Raw genomic sequence first — 14,717 nt, forward strand, 5'->3', positions numbered from 1 at the left:
TGGTGATACAGGAGGCAGGAATCAGTATGAGAGAAAACAATAATGGGGAATCAGGCTTTTCCACGGACCTAAACAGAGATTTATCAAAAATAAGGGCTAAGGAAATACATTCACAGACTGTAGGTGAAAGGGGTCCTGTATTAGAGCAGGACAATATTTTGCATGAAACATTGGAGACCTTTATCCATACAAAAATTTTAGAAAGACCCGTGCATGTCAAAGGTTTTGGTGCTTTTGGTTATTTTGAGACTGCGTATTCTATGACAAATTATACAAAGCTAAGCTTTTTACAAAATCCGGGGCAGCAGGTTCCAGTCACGGTGAGGTTTTCGCTTGCTGTGAGCAATAAAGGCACTCCGGATACCTCGCGAAATGTACGTGGGTTTTCTACTAAGTTTTATACTAGAGAGGGTATCTTTGATTTAGTTTGCAACCATATTCCTGTATTTTTAGTGCGGGACGCCATGCGTTTTCCGGAGGCTATTCAGGCTCTTTTACCCTCACCGGTAAATAACTTGCTGGATCCCGAGCGGTTCTGGAGCTTCGTAGCCAGAGCACCAGAATCTATCCACTTTGTTGTTCGGCTTTATTCGGATGCCGGCACAGTAAAAAGCTTTCGCCACATGCCGGGCCATAGTGTGAACACCTATGTTTGGCGAAATGGGCAGGACGTTCGTAGTTATGTTAAATATCACTGGGTTCCTGAAGCTGGAGTGCACTATATAGATAGTCAAGAAGCCGCCCGATGGAATGGCGAGAATCCAGATATTGCAGGTCAGGATTTATATGATGCGATTGCAAAGGGGGAGCCAATTGTCTATGGGTTGTATGTGCAACTGATGAATCCCGAAGATGAAAGCGGACTTCCTTATGATCCATTGGATGATACGAAGGTTTGGGATGAACGGCAGTATCCAATGATACCAGTTGGTCGCTTGATATTGAACCGGAATCCGGATAACTATATGGAACAAGTGGAAAAAGTGGCGTTTTCACCGTCCAATCTATTGGAAGGCGCCGAATTATCAGATGATAAGTTACTGCAGGGACGTGCTAATATTTATTGGGATTCTCAGCGTCGGAGGCTTGGACCAGATTTTCGCAAGATACCGATTAATCATCAAAAAGATTGGTCACCAGCTTCTCTTGTAACAAGCGGAGATGGTAGATATGTGGAGGGGCATCTTGTACGATCTGATTTGCCAAAGCAGGATGATTTTACGCAAGCCGGGCACTTTTATCATGCGCTTTCCCCTGTGCAACAAGATCATCTAGTCACTAATCTTGCTGCTGATCTTGCCGGCATATCCCAGGAAACGCAACGCATTGTTTTGACGTATTTGTATAATGCTTCGCCAGAAATGTGGGAACGGATTGTTTGGGAAATTGACATGCAGGCAAAGGGTTAATTAGATAACCCGAAAAGCGTACAATTTCTTGAAATAGTACCCAGCGATATCAAAGAAGTAAGTTCAATATTTATTATAAGAATTTCGATTAGAAAAAGCCGCTCAACCAATTGGTCGAGGGCTATTTTCTTTTGGAGAAATAAAAGGAAACGGCCCCACGTTTGTTGAATGTATATCCTTATAAGAGTCTTGGAGGTTTTGGGCATGAGCGTAGATGCGTTGTTGCTTAATAAAAAAAGTTGGGATGAGGTCGCACCACGATTTTTCGGTCGCAATCCACTTCCGGAGTATGGACCGCTTGCTCCTCGGGAAGAAGAATTGAATTTATTGGGCGGTGTGAAGGGCGCCAAAGTGTTGGATATTGGTTGTGGTAGCGGTCATTCATTGCAATACATGGACCAACGGCGTGCTGGAGAACTTTGGGGAGTCGATCTTTCGAAGACACAAATTGAAACGGCAAGAGAGCTACTGGATTCGTGCAAATCACCTGTCCATTTATTCGAATCCCCAATGGAGAATAATCCGGGTTTGCCCAATAGTTATTTTGACATTGTCTACTCGATTTATGCGTTAGGGTGGACGACTGATCTTCATCAAACAATCGAAAACATCTATCAATATTTGAAACCAGGCGGTATTTTCGTGTTCAGTTGGGAACATCCGTTATTCAGCCGGGCTGAGCTAGTAAAGAGCGAGCTTCGCTTCCACAAATCCTATCATGAAGAAGGTTCCTATGACCATGAAGCCTGGCATGCACCTGCCATCATGCAGCAATACAAAGTGAGTACATATATTAATACATTAATTGAATGTGGATACCGAATTGAGAAGGTCATCGAGGAAGTTTCTTTGTCAGAGGAAGATAAGGAAAAGCATATCAATCGCTGGTATTCCTATGAAAAAGCGAAGATGATACCGACAACGTTAATCGTAAAGTGTAAAAAATGTTAGGAATGGTTTTTGCGGATTGTGGAACAAAATGATTCAAGGTGCCGGTCATCTTACAATTAGAATGCTTGGGGGTTATATTTTTGTTACTTTATTTTTGATAATATCATCTCTCTAATAACTCACTATAATTTAGGAGCTGATATAGTATGATATACAAAAACGGACTCGATGGAATTTCTTCGGATATGCTAAAAGGCTTTTTTGTGGATTGGCCTAATCCGCCAAATCCAGAAACTCACTTAAAGCTCTTAAAGAATAGCAGTAAAGTGATTATTGCGGTGGAGCGTAAGTCCAATCAAGTAGTTGGATTTATAACGGCGATTAGTGATGGAGTTTTATCTGCTTATATTCCACTTCTTGAGGTTTTACCGGAATATAAAAATAAAGGTATAGGTAAAGAACTAGTACAGCGGATGTTAAAGGAACTGGATGACATATATATGATTGATTTATGTTGCGATGATGACCTAGTTCCTTATTATGATAAGCTCGGCATGATGCAGACAAATGGTATGATTTTGCGGAACTACAACATGCAATCTGGAAGTTGAAAAGACTGCAAATTAGTTCAAAGCTAAGACGATTGGACAGCATTGATCGGTATCATTTTGATAACGTCTACTGTAAATCGAAAATATCAAATTAGCATAGGGAAACCGACACAATATCCATCAAGCTAATACCGATGGGCGTGTGTTGTTTTCCTATTTTTATTGATATATTTCAATACCGTTTAATGGGACACTGCCATTTTCAATTAAAACTGGCTTCGACGCAGAACTATTTGAAAATATTCCACCCTTGACCGTTATTTTCTTTATTGCACCTTGTACGTGAAGACTTCGAACATTTGGCCCATTTGTTACGATTCTTCCACCAATTTCAACGTTGTCGATTACGCCGCCTTCTTTAACACTTAATCCGTCGGCGGATAGTTGCGTGATGACTCCCTTTACCAGGGATTCACCTTCTCCCCCAAATGTTTCAATATCTTCATGCACGACCAATGTTCCTAGAGGTCGACTGACTTGGATACCGACAGCAGCATTTGCATGGGTGACAATCCGTTTAAATTCCGCATGTTTTAAGCTTCCATCATACAAATTGAATCCCCGGGCACCAATCCCGTATGTCTCAATATCACTCAGGATACGCAGTGTTCCGATTTCGCTAAAGTTTACAACACCAATACCACTGGGCCCATGAGAAGTAATTCGACCTTCAGCCACCCATTCGTTCACAATTCCCCAATTATCTAGCACCATGTCATTCACGCCATAGGTTGTCAAAGACTCATGATTGATAACTTTTTTCACATACGCGCCATAAACGACAAAAGCACCACCTGAAATGACATCTGGCGTACCTTGTTTAATGCCGCCATTTGAATGTATCTCGCCTGTTTCCAACAGATCTATTTCGAGCCGTCCACCTACATCGCCGGCCCCACTGACAAATATGCCACTTCCCTGTACAGGTTTTTCGTTACTTCCTGCCTTCAGATTGGTGAGATGGGCTGTAATTGTCACGTTTGCATCGGTTTGTTGATTCCATAATGTGAAGGCGCCCTGCAAGACATATACGCCGAACCCTTTCGGTCGATCCAGCCGCTCTCTCGTATCCGCTTCGATTACGGCCACATTCTGAGCAACTACATGTCCTGAACGTATAGAACCAGTGGCTATTAACTGAACTTGTCCGATTGTTTTTACATTTCTTAAGCTTAAAGTTCCAAGTGTTTCTACATCTGAGCGGTTTAGTATTGCCCGGCGGTTGGGTTCAACTATAACTGTTAATCCATCAATACTGTTGTTCTGACTGACTTCAATGCCATCACTACCTTCTTTAAATTCGATTGTTGAATCACCTTCACCAATTAATTGCTGCCCCGGTGATAAGTGTAGTGAAGGGCTTTCTTTTATTTTCCCCTTCACACGAATTATTTCAACTGTATGATTATCAATGGCATTCACAAGTTCTTCTACTGTTGATGCTAAAACCTCATTCACACACTTCATCCTTTCATTATAATATTATTTTTCATCACTCCCAAAAATGAGTAATTCTAAATGATCTTGATTATAGGTATTCTCTTACTTGATATCCTTAAGACGTGTGATGAATAAATATTTTGCATGAGGACAAATTCTAAGTATTTGATGGGCTGATAAATAGTTGAACAGCGCCATGGATACAGTCCTAAAAATGGTTTGGAATTCACCGCTAGCGTTTGTGATGGGATAGGTCATATTTTTAAAGTATGAACCGTGATACAGCTGTTAAGTAAACGGTAAGTAAGTATGAAGCTATCAATTCTTTTACTGCTTGTATGATCGCATCAAGAAGGAGGGATTAGTCACCTTCCAGTTGACAACCACCGCATGCATGTTATATTTTCTATATATGAACATATAATCATATACCGTTATTGGAGGTGAACAAGAAAATGAATGAAGAACAGCCAAACATCCACCATGCATCCCATTTAGACGAAGAAACACTATTTGTCGTATCCCAAACATTTAAAGCGTTGAGTGATCCAACAAGAATACGAATTTTAAACTTATTATGTGCAGAGGAGCATTCTGTCAGTGATATCGCCGAAACTTTAGATTTGGGCCAGTCGACGGTCTCTCATCAGCTGCGCTTTTTGAAAAATTTACGCTTAGTGAAGTTTAGAAGAGAAGGAACGACGATTTATTATTCGAAAGACGATGATCACGTTATGAATTTGCTCACCCAAGCGATTGAGCATGCGACGCATAACTAAATTATACAGAGACATTTTATGAAATAGAGGGGGGATTTATATGGGACACGATCATGGCCATGACCATACACATGGCGCCAATAAAAAAGTGTTACTCATCTCATTTTTCATCATTGCGAGTTATATGATCGTTGAGGTCGTAGGTGGTTTTCTAACTAATAGTTTGGCTCTGTTATCAGATGCAGGGCATATGCTAAGTGATGCGGTATCATTGGGCATTGCCTTACTCGCTTTTACATTCAGTGCAAAGGTAGCCAACCAACGTAAGACATTTGGCTATAAACGATTTGAAATATTAGCAGCCGTATTAAACGGTGTAACGTTAATAATCATTGCGCTTATTATTTTTTATGAAGCCATCCAACGTTTTGCAAATCCACCTGAAGTCGCTACAACTGGAATGCTGATTGTTAGTAGTATTGGTTTAGCTGTCAATATACTCGTTGCATGGATTATGATGCGCGGTGGAGATGTCGAAGATAACTTAAATATGCGTGGTGCATTTCTTCACGTCATTAGTGATATGCTTGGTTCAGTGGGGGCGATTATTGCTGCGCTTCTCATTATGTTCTTTGACTGGGGCTGGGCCGATCCGTTAGCGAGTGTCATTGTAGCTGTACTGGTTTTACGTAGCGGTTATTATGTGACAAAGTCCGGGCTGCATGTCTTGATGGAAGGGACACCGCAAAATGTTAATATGGACGACGTCATACAAACCATTCAACAAACATCAGGTGTTGAAAGTGTACACGACTTACACATTTGGTCGATTACAAGTGGTTTAAATGCGTTATCCTGCCATATTGTTGTCGATGATAAAATGACAATTGCAGAAAGTGAACCCTTACTGCGCAAGATTGAACATGATCTTGAACACCAAAGTATTCAGCATGTAACGATCCAACTAGAGACGTCCGCACATCAGCATGACAATTCGATTTTATGTACAGCGAAAGCTGAATCGTCAGGGCATCACCATCATCACCATTAAATTTTTTGTTTGTAATATACCCATATATAGTATAATTAGCAGTGCCAGTCACTCATTCAATTATGAAGGTTCAAACAAACATGTTTATTTAAATTAACGTGTTTGTTTGTTTGAGTGACTGGAACCTTTGAAATCAACGTACAACAAATTGTGAAATAGACATGCTATGATAAGATACTTGGATTTGGAGGTGAAAAAATGATGGCTACTCGTTTAACAACGAAAGAAAAGCTACTGAATTTATTAAAAAAAGAGACTGAAATGACAGTAAGTCAAATGGCTCAAGCGCTAGAAATTACTGAAATGGCTGTCAGAAAACATCTTAATATCCTCGAAAGAGACTCTTTTATCCATATCTCTGAACTAAAACAACCCCTAGGACGACCTGTTCAAGTTTTTTCATTAACATCGCAAGCAGATGTGCTTTTTCCGAAAAGTTATGATAATCTTACTGTTGATTTTCTGAATGACCTTCAGGCGCTTCAAGGAAATGACATCATTGATCATCTATTTGAAAAGAGGCGTCAACGGCTGGCTGATAATTACTCTTCTCTTATGAAAAATAACCTATCCAATGAAGAAATGGTAGAAACATTGAAGGCTATTCAAGTTGAAAAAGGTTATATGGCTGATGTTATTAAAATAGATAACAATCAGTTCGAATTGATTGAACATAATTGCCCTATTTATGAGGTAGCTAAAAATTTTAAACAGGCCTGCAACTGTGAAACAAACATGTTTAAAGAAGTATTGAATACGAATAATGTACGACGGACAAGCTGTAGGGCTGATGGGGATAACCACTGCCATTTTCTTATTGGATTCGATGAGGATCATGCGTCTGTTTAAGGGAGGTCATCTTGTAAGAGAGTGACCTTTTTTACATTCCTCGAATATAGTGGATAAGTGGATGCAGGCAACTCGATTGACTTTCACTAATCACTTATTCTATTATTATGATAGACACTTAATATACTATAAGGTTTATAAAGTATGTTAAATGAACAACAAATCTTAGGGGGACTTTAAAATGACTACATTTACATTACCAGCACTACCGTACGGTTTCGATGCATTAGAACCAGTTATCGATCAACAAACGATGGAAATCCATCACGGCAAACATCATCAAGCATATGTGAACAATCTAAATGCTGTACTTGCAGGACATGAAGAGTTAAGTGGCAAAACATTAGAAGAACTGCTAGCAAATATCGATGCGCTACCTGAATCAATTCGCGCGGCTGTTAGAAATAATGGAGGCGGTCATTTCAACCACTCATTATTCTGGGAATTGCTTACGGCTCCATCGGAAAACAACGTGCCAACAGGCGACTTAGCTGCGGCGATTGAAAAGCGTTTCGGAAGTTTTGACAAGTTCAAAGAAGAATTTGCGAAAGCAGCAACTACTAGATTTGGTTCTGGCTGGGCTTGGTTAGTTGTCAATAAAGAGAAACAAGTTGAAGTAACAAGCACACCGAACCAAGATAGCCCAATCATGACAGGTGAAACAGCTATTCTAGGGATAGACGTTTGGGAGCATGCTTATTATCTTGCTTATCAAAACAGAAGACCTGATTATATTTCAAGCTTCTTTAAAGTTGTTAACTGGAATGCAGTTTCTGCGAAGTTTGAACAAGCGTTGAATAACTAATCACTAACGACAGGATAAGCGACCTTTTAGGTGCTTATCCTGTTTATTAAAAGGAAGGGGGAAAACTTTCATTGTCAGGACAAGAAAACAAGCAAAAGATGACCTTCAACATTTTAAGCGGTGATTCTACTGATGGAGATGGTGGATTTGGTATTGGTACCATTAGCCTTGATAATGTGACGCCCATCATCATAGATCCTGAAGAACAGGCCGTTTTTATAGATATGGATGCTTTACATGCCAAAAGTAAAATTGAAAAAAAGGTCCGTTTCAAGCCTGACAAAGAACATGCGGGACCGAATCCGAAATGTTATTGGATTGTGTGGCTGACGCTTCGAAATGATGGTGAAGGTCCTTATTATTCAGGTGCAACAGCGTGTGAAGTGCTTGTATCGCGGGAAGAACGACGCATTAAATTAGGCTATAAATCTTTACCCGAACATGTGAATTTTTTGGATAAATCGTTAAAAAGCCAATTTATCCTTTCCCATATGGATCAGCAATCGCTGGAGTTACTTAGGGAATACCTACAAGAATATGATGAACGATATTGGAAGCGTTCTAAAGATGAGTTAAAAAGTCAATTTAAGGAATCACTATGATTCGTAAAGGAAGGCCTTGAAATGGCTTTTGTGATCACATCACCTTGTGCAACCGAGCAGGCTGCATCATGCGTGGATGTATGTCCGGTAGATTGTATAGAAATGGGAGAACATCAATATTTCATTAATCCAAGGCTTTGTATTGATTGCGGCACATGTGAGTCGGTCTGTCCGGTAGAGGCCATTTATCATGAGGATTATTTATCTGAGGAAGATCAGCTGGACTTTCAAAACGCGAAAATTTTCTTTGGGTTGAGAAAATAAATACAACTATAAGTTAGGGAGTGATTGCATGCAAAGTAATTCTGAGAAAACGAACGCTTTTAAGGAAGCGATGGCGAATTATCCTACCGGCGTGACCGTTGTGACAGCGATTGATGACAATGATAAACCCATTGGATTGACAGTGAATTCGTTCGCATCAGTGTCATTGGATCCACTGCTTGTTTTGTGGTCCATTGATAAGAGAGTGTCTACATATGAAACATTTAAAAAGATTGATCAGTTTGCTATTAATCTATTAGCTGACAATCAGGCAGATATTGCTTCTTTGTTTGCAAAAAGTCATCAAGACCGGTTTGCTAATTGCGATTGGTATCAATCACAGCATCAATTACCGATTATTAAAGGGGTAATGGCATCATTACAATGCAAGACCTTTAAACAAATTGAAGCAGGGGACCATACGATTTTGATTGGAGAAGTCGTTGCAATTGATGTTGACAAGAAAGGTCCTCTTGTCTATCACGGAAGAAAGATGGGGGCATTGCCAGCCAGTTTTCATGAACAATAACATCTCCTTTGGATAGATGAGGAGGGATGGCATTGGTGTTTTACATGCATTAAAGCTAAGCTTGTTAATACCTATTAAACCCGTTGCTTTCCAATTAAATCGTGTGAAAACAAAAGACTTTTTGCTATATATCTTTTTATTTCATGGGCTTGTTTCATTCCCTAACGGAGCACGACTGATCATCAATTCCATAAACAGTGGAGCGTTTATCAAAGAATCTTTGTTCATGCTAGTCCTGTTTTTAATGATTTTATTTAAAATGATTTTGTCTTATCCTAAAATCCGAAAAAAAGGTTGAATAATATAAAAGGGGTTTTAAAATGGCGTTTGTTATAACTTCAGAGTGTATAACAGAACGGGCGGCGGATTGCGTAGAAGTATGTCCCGTGGATTGTATTACCCTCGGCAAGGATCAGTTTCTTATCGATCCAAATACATGTATCGATTGTGGCGCTTGTGAAGTTGTCTGTCCTGTTGAAGCTATCTATTTCGAAGAAGAAGTGCCTGAAGGAGAACGGGCTTCTATTTTGAAGGCGAAAACATACTTTGGGATTCAGTAAATTATAGTGTTTATTCATAAATCCTAAAATTATAGATAACATACTTGCAGGCGGTAGAGTAGTAGATGAAGAAGTTACACCTAAACGGTATACTGAATTTATGTGGAAATTCAATGAAACGGTGACCAATCATCATTATCAAAAGTGAAAAAGGTAATGGTTTCACCGCCTGAAGGGAGTCGTCAGATGGCTGAGCAAATTGAATTAATGATTATCGATGATCTGATTGAAGAGATTGTTCAAGGGAAGTATCATGCGAATAATCAATTTCCCTCGGAAAATGAACTTGCTAAACGTTATGATGTGCCAAGAATTAAAGTTCGGAATGCTTTTTTGAAGTTGGAGGATATGGGCTATCTTTACTCGAAGCAGGGAAAAGGGCGTTTTTTAAAACCTAAGAAGCGCCAGATAGAATTGCATTTGACAGGGAGTTCGAGCTTCAGTGAGAAAATGGAACGGGCTGGCTATGATTTAAAGACGCAAAATCTTGGTTGTGAAAAAATTGCCTATGACCCTAAAATCTATGCTAGCTTGAATGTGCCAGAGGATGAGGAGGTCTATAAAATTTCCCGGTTGCGAATCATCGATGGACTGCCGATTGCCCTCCACAATTCATATGTAGCGAAAAGTACTTTCCCGCAAATTGAGCAGGATGGGGACGGTATTCAGTCGATGTTTGCTTATTATGCGAAACAAGGTTTCACCGATTTTTTGAGTAGCAAAAGCCATGTAAGCATTTCATTTCCTACCAACACCGAGCGTACCCTGTTAGAGTGTGCACCATTCGTTCCGCTGTTTGTTCTTCAGAGCGATTGCATAGATGCCAAGCGACACACTGGCCTTGAATATACAAAAATTATTTATCGCGGTGACTCGTTCACCTACATACTTACATCTGAGTAAATCCCGAAGTCTTTGTCAATCCATTTGACAAGGGCTTTTTTCGTCTGCGCATAGATGACGGCCTTACTTAACAGGGCAGAATGCATAGGCTTCTTCACTTTGCATTTACATTCTTTAACAAACCCTTAACACTATCTTACTTGGCAACAAGATAAGATGGGTTTGTGAAGGAGTGAGATGATGAATCGACGCAGACGGACGAAAATTCTAATTGATGGCTCAAGAACATTGGCAAGACAACTGGCAAACGAAATAGAACGAAATTATCCTATTCATGTTGTCACTGAACCGCATCATGGTCTAACGATGATCAAGTTAAGAGAAACCGCTAAAAAGACGCTGTTTTACCTTGGCGAGGTACTTGTTACTGAAACAAAGGTTCAAATTCATCAGTCGTTTGGTATCGGAATTGTTGTGGGGAATGAAGAAGAGCTATCTTACCAGTTAGCCGTAATCGATGCCGCGTACGAAGCAGATTTAATCGACACGCAAAGCTGGGCTCCACTCCTTATAGAAGAAGAAAAGCGAATCCAACAACATAAAACAAAACAAGAAGCATCCTTATTAAAAACGAAGGTCAATTTTGAAATGATGGACGTTTGAGCGAGAACAAATAACGAGGAGTGAAATAATGGTCATTGACGTAGTGCACGACACACAGGAAGTTTTTCGTACTATTCTCCATTGCATGTCGCGACCTGGAACGATAAAAAACATTGGTGAAATCGGCGAACAGCATGGACAGCAAGAAGCTTGCCGTGACTCCACTTTTCTAAGTGCAATGACCTTATTGGACGCAGAAGTAAGCTTTCATGTCGTCGGTGAAAATACGGCCCCTATCGAAGCATATCTATCTGCACATACATTGGCGAAAGTGGCGGAATTACAAGTAGCTGATTACCTTTTCATTATGAATAATGCAAGTGCACTAGATATAAGCGAAGCATTCCATCAGTCGAAAAAAGGAACGCTCACAAACCCTCAACAATCCGCAACAATTATTATAGAAACGGAAAAATTATCAAATGAACCTGGTCTGGCGCTGCAAGGTCCAGGAATTGAGACTAGTGAAACCGTACATATTACCGCAAGTCAGGTATGGATGGGTGAGAGGGCAAAGGCCAACCAAGAATATCCGTTAGGCGTGGATATGATTGTCATCGACCAGCAAAGTAATTTGATGTGTTTGCCAAGAACAACAATGATCCGTGATTGTGAGGTGTCCTAAATGGCTTATGTAGCGGTGAAAGGCGGAACAGAAGCGATTGAAGAATCTATTAAACGGCTTACGTTTGAACGGATTCAATCTCAAGAAGTGTTAGCCGTCCATACAATCATGGCAACGATGCGTGGCATGGTCGATCAGGTGATGTCTGAAAGTAGTTTGTACTCGGAATTTTTAGCGGCACTCGCTATTAAACAATCAGAAGGGAATATGGAAGAAGCCGTATTTCTTCTGCGTGCGCATCGGTCCACATTACCGAGACTTTATTATACAAGGGTTGTTGAAACGGACACGATGGCTGTAGAACGAAGGATATCCGCTAGTTTTAAGGATATTCCAGGCGGTCAGATTTTAGGGGCATCGTATGATTATACGCACCGTTTAATGGACTTTGAGTTGATGGGTGAGTCGAAATCATCCATGCAAGCATGGCTTACTCAATTTTGGCATGAAGAAATGACAGCTGGGGAGGCATCTGATTTATCGGCATTGCCAAAGGTAGTCGATTATCTTCGAAAGGAAGAATTGCTTGCCGAAGTGGAAGACGATAATACAGAACCGATTGATGTGACGAAACAAAGCCTGCAATTTCCAACGACACGCGGTGAGCGACTACAAGTGTTGACGAGAGGGCAAACCGGGGCGTTGACGTCGCTGGGTTACGCAGCTATTCGGGGCTATGGTGCGGTCCATCCGACAGTCGGAGAACTGCGCGTTGGCAAGTTACCGTTACAGATCAGTCACCCGACGGATACATCAGGTGAAATGGAAAACGATTATTATATTGGAAAGATCAAAGTGACGGAAGTGGAATCATTCGTTCCGATTTCCATTGAAAAAGAAAATCATGCAGAAGAAATGGAGTTTGAAATTGGTTATGGGATTTGTTACGGGCAGAACGAAACAAAGGCCATCGCCATGAGCATTTTAGATCAAAGTTTAGAAATTGGAAGCCAAGGTCACCCAACGCAGGATGAAGAATTCGTGTTGCTGCATATCGATTCGGTTGAGTCGAGCGGGTTTATCTCCCATTTGAAATTACCGCATTACGTTACGTTTCAATCCAAGCTGGACAGCATGCGGAAAATAAAAAAAGTGCAGCGTGTTGCCTCGACCTGACTAAACAACAAAGGAGTCTAAAAATAATGCAGCTAAAAACCCATTTCGCCTTATTTGACGAAGGTTCTAAAAAAGAGATTCGCAGAGCGATTTTAAAAGCAGTCGCCATTCCTGGCTATCAAGTGCCGTTTGCTTCAAGGGAACTGCCAATTGCTCGTGGTTGGGGAACGGGTGGACTTCAAATTACATTATCGATTATCGGAAAACAGGATGTGTTGAAAGTAATCGACCAAGGTGCTGACGAATCGGTCAATGCGGTGAATATCAAGAAGCTCGTCCACAAAACGACGGGGGTCGCGACAACCATCGAAACCAGCGAGGCGACCATCATCCAATCTCGCCACCGAATTCCAGAGGTGCCTTTAACAGAAAAACAAATTTTGGTGCTACAAGTACCCATCCCTGAACCTTTGCGTTGGGTGGAACCAAGCGAATATAAAACAAAAAAACTACATGCCGAAAATGAATATAGCGGGGCATGGTTACTGTTGTTCGAACAAATTATGAAGTACGGCAAAACGGCTACGAATGCGGATCATCCGGTACTTGTACATGATCGCTACGTGATGGCGCCGAGCCCGATTCCCCGTTTCGATAATGCGAAAATGCATCAATCGGAATCGTTAATTTTACTAGGTGCGGGACGTGAAAAGAAGATTTATGCAGTTCCACCTTATACAAATGTCGCTTCCTTAGCTTTTGAAGATCATCCATTCGAAGTGGAATCATTCGAAGGGAAGCATTGTCATATCTGTCATGCGACAACGGTTTTCATGGATGAATTGGTTAACCAGGAAACAGGTGAAACCTATTATCAATGCAATGATACGAGTCATTGTTTGGCTACATTGAATGAAAGTCCATTGGTATCGGAGGTGGAGATGGAGCATGCAAGATAACCCCGTATTACAAGTGAAAAACTTAACGAAACAATATGGACCAGGGTGTGTAGTTTGTGAAAACGTTGGTGAGGGCGTATTGGAAAAAAACTATTGTCCGCGATGTAGAACCGTCTACGCTTGCCGCGATATTTCGTTTGATGTCTATCCAGGTGAAATTCTTGGCATCGTTGGTGAGAGTGGAAGCGGCAAGTCGACAATGATGAAATGTCTCTATTTCGATGAGCCTGTAACGAGTGGGGAAGGATATATGAGCCCTTACCAAGGGGGGATGGCCAATGTATTTGAACAATCCTCTCAACAGCAGCGTTTTATCCGAAATACGATATTGGGCATGGTGTACCAAAACCCGATTCTTGGGCTGAAGATGGATTTTTCTTCTGTTGGAAATATTGCCGAAAAACTCATTGCGGCTGGTGATCGTAACGTCCATCGAATGGAAACGAGAAGTAAAGAGTTGCTTGAACATGTGCATATTCCACTTGCTCGTATGAAAGACGAACCGAAAAAGTTTTCCGGTGGTATGCAGCAGCGAGTTCAGATTGCGAAAGCACTGTCCAATAATCCACCCATTCTCTTACTAGATGAAGTGACGACGGGGCTTGATTTATCTGTGCAGGCAAGCGTCCTTGATTTGATCAAAAAGATTCAACGAGAACTAGGAATTAGCATGATTGTCGTTTCTCATGACCTTGCCGTTATTCGAATGCTTGCTGATCGGACAATTGTCATGCTCAACGGCACGATTATTGAGCAAGGATTGACGGATCAGATTTTGGAAGATCCGCAACATGCTTATACGCAACAGCTTGTCTATTCTTTAATCTGATAGGAGTGTTCA

The 14,717-nt window shown here is 40.9% G+C and carries 19 protein-coding genes; 18 read left to right on the top strand and 1 reads right to left on the bottom strand.

The window, feature by feature from the left end; all coding sequences use genetic code 11:
- Positions 1–26: 26 nt before the first annotated feature.
- The 3 genes from ACIQ0H_RS06210 (at position 27) to ACIQ0H_RS06220 (ending at position 2,911) form a co-directional block, all read left to right on the top strand.
- A complete protein-coding gene (locus tag ACIQ0H_RS06210; RefSeq protein WP_403412511.1) occupies positions 27–1,409 on the top strand; it encodes a catalase in 1,383 nt (460 codons plus the stop codon).
- Positions 1,410–1,613: 204 nt separating this feature from the next.
- On the top strand, positions 1,614–2,360 hold the full coding sequence (locus tag ACIQ0H_RS06215; RefSeq protein ID WP_403412513.1) for a class I SAM-dependent methyltransferase: 747 nt from the start codon (positions 1,614–1,616) through the stop codon (positions 2,358–2,360).
- Positions 2,361–2,506: 146 nt separating this feature from the next.
- Positions 2,507–2,911: a GNAT family N-acetyltransferase gene (locus ACIQ0H_RS06220; protein WP_403412515.1), complete on the top strand. Its 405-nt coding sequence runs from the start codon at positions 2,507–2,509 to the stop codon at positions 2,909–2,911.
- 159 nt (positions 2,912–3,070) lie between these two features.
- On the opposite strand, the gene ACIQ0H_RS06225 is transcribed toward ACIQ0H_RS06220, so the two are convergent.
- Complete coding sequence (locus tag ACIQ0H_RS06225; RefSeq protein ID WP_403412517.1) at positions 3,071–4,369, bottom strand: hypothetical protein; 1,299 nt, start codon at positions 4,367–4,369, stop codon at positions 3,071–3,073.
- A gap of 437 nt (positions 4,370–4,806) precedes the next feature.
- Between ACIQ0H_RS06225 and ACIQ0H_RS06230 the strand changes: the two genes are divergently transcribed.
- The 15 genes from ACIQ0H_RS06230 (at position 4,807) to ACIQ0H_RS06300 (ending at position 14,705) form a co-directional block, all read left to right on the top strand.
- Complete coding sequence (locus ACIQ0H_RS06230) at positions 4,807–5,130, top strand: ArsR/SmtB family transcription factor (protein WP_403412519.1); 324 nt, start codon at positions 4,807–4,809, stop codon at positions 5,128–5,130.
- 40 nt (positions 5,131–5,170) lie between these two features.
- Positions 5,171–6,121, top strand: a complete 951-nt coding sequence (locus ACIQ0H_RS06235) for a cation diffusion facilitator family transporter (RefSeq protein ID WP_403412521.1) — start codon at positions 5,171–5,173, stop codon at positions 6,119–6,121.
- Positions 6,122–6,322: 201 nt separating this feature from the next.
- Positions 6,323–6,970: a helix-turn-helix transcriptional regulator gene (locus ACIQ0H_RS06240; RefSeq protein WP_403412523.1), complete on the top strand. Its 648-nt coding sequence runs from the start codon at positions 6,323–6,325 to the stop codon at positions 6,968–6,970.
- 181 nt (positions 6,971–7,151) lie between these two features.
- Complete coding sequence (locus tag ACIQ0H_RS06245) at positions 7,152–7,775, top strand: superoxide dismutase (protein ID WP_403412524.1); 624 nt, start codon at positions 7,152–7,154, stop codon at positions 7,773–7,775.
- Positions 7,776–7,873: 98 nt separating this feature from the next.
- Positions 7,874–8,377: a YwhD family protein gene (locus tag ACIQ0H_RS06250; RefSeq protein ID WP_403413420.1), complete on the top strand. Its 504-nt coding sequence runs from the start codon at positions 7,874–7,876 to the stop codon at positions 8,375–8,377.
- Between the two features lie 21 nt (positions 8,378–8,398).
- On the top strand, positions 8,399–8,641 hold the full coding sequence (locus ACIQ0H_RS06255; RefSeq protein WP_403412526.1) for a ferredoxin family protein: 243 nt from the start codon (positions 8,399–8,401) through the stop codon (positions 8,639–8,641).
- 28 nt (positions 8,642–8,669) lie between these two features.
- Complete coding sequence (locus tag ACIQ0H_RS06260; protein WP_403412528.1) at positions 8,670–9,170, top strand: flavin reductase family protein; 501 nt, start codon at positions 8,670–8,672, stop codon at positions 9,168–9,170.
- 16 nt (positions 9,171–9,186) lie between these two features.
- Positions 9,187–9,468 (top strand): hypothetical protein, encoded by a 282-nt coding sequence (locus tag ACIQ0H_RS06265; protein WP_403412530.1) that lies wholly within the window; start codon positions 9,187–9,189, stop codon positions 9,466–9,468.
- 22 nt (positions 9,469–9,490) lie between these two features.
- Entirely contained in the window at positions 9,491–9,730 is a 240-nt protein-coding gene (locus tag ACIQ0H_RS06270; protein ID WP_403412532.1) for a ferredoxin family protein, read from the top strand.
- A 186-nt stretch (positions 9,731–9,916) separates the two neighbouring features.
- Positions 9,917–10,633 carry a GntR family transcriptional regulator gene (locus ACIQ0H_RS06275; RefSeq protein ID WP_403412534.1) on the top strand — a complete coding sequence of 239 codons (717 nt, stop codon included), beginning with the start codon at positions 9,917–9,919 and terminating at the stop codon, positions 10,631–10,633.
- Positions 10,634–10,813: 180 nt separating this feature from the next.
- Entirely contained in the window at positions 10,814–11,236 is a 423-nt protein-coding gene (gene phnG, locus ACIQ0H_RS06280; RefSeq protein ID WP_403412536.1) for a phosphonate C-P lyase system protein PhnG, read from the top strand.
- A 28-nt stretch (positions 11,237–11,264) separates the two neighbouring features.
- Positions 11,265–11,861 carry a phosphonate C-P lyase system protein PhnH gene (phnH, locus tag ACIQ0H_RS06285; protein WP_403412538.1) on the top strand — a complete coding sequence of 199 codons (597 nt, stop codon included), beginning with the start codon at positions 11,265–11,267 and terminating at the stop codon, positions 11,859–11,861.
- Positions 11,862–12,977, top strand: a complete 1,116-nt coding sequence (locus ACIQ0H_RS06290; protein ID WP_403412540.1) for a carbon-phosphorus lyase complex subunit PhnI — start codon at positions 11,862–11,864, stop codon at positions 12,975–12,977.
- A 26-nt stretch (positions 12,978–13,003) separates the two neighbouring features.
- The gene (locus ACIQ0H_RS06295) at positions 13,004–13,876 is read left to right on the top strand and encodes an alpha-D-ribose 1-methylphosphonate 5-phosphate C-P-lyase PhnJ (protein ID WP_403412542.1); all 873 of its coding nucleotides are present in this window, start codon (positions 13,004–13,006) and stop codon (positions 13,874–13,876) included.
- Complete coding sequence (locus tag ACIQ0H_RS06300) at positions 13,866–14,705, top strand: ATP-binding cassette domain-containing protein (RefSeq protein WP_403412543.1); 840 nt, start codon at positions 13,866–13,868, stop codon at positions 14,703–14,705. Before ACIQ0H_RS06295 ends, ACIQ0H_RS06300 begins: the two co-directional genes overlap by 11 nt.
- Positions 14,706–14,717: the final 12 nt, after the last annotated feature.

This window comes from Sporosarcina sp. NPDC096371 (assembly GCF_044762865.1).
Classification (GTDB): domain Bacteria; phylum Bacillota; class Bacilli; order Bacillales_A; family Planococcaceae; genus Sporosarcina.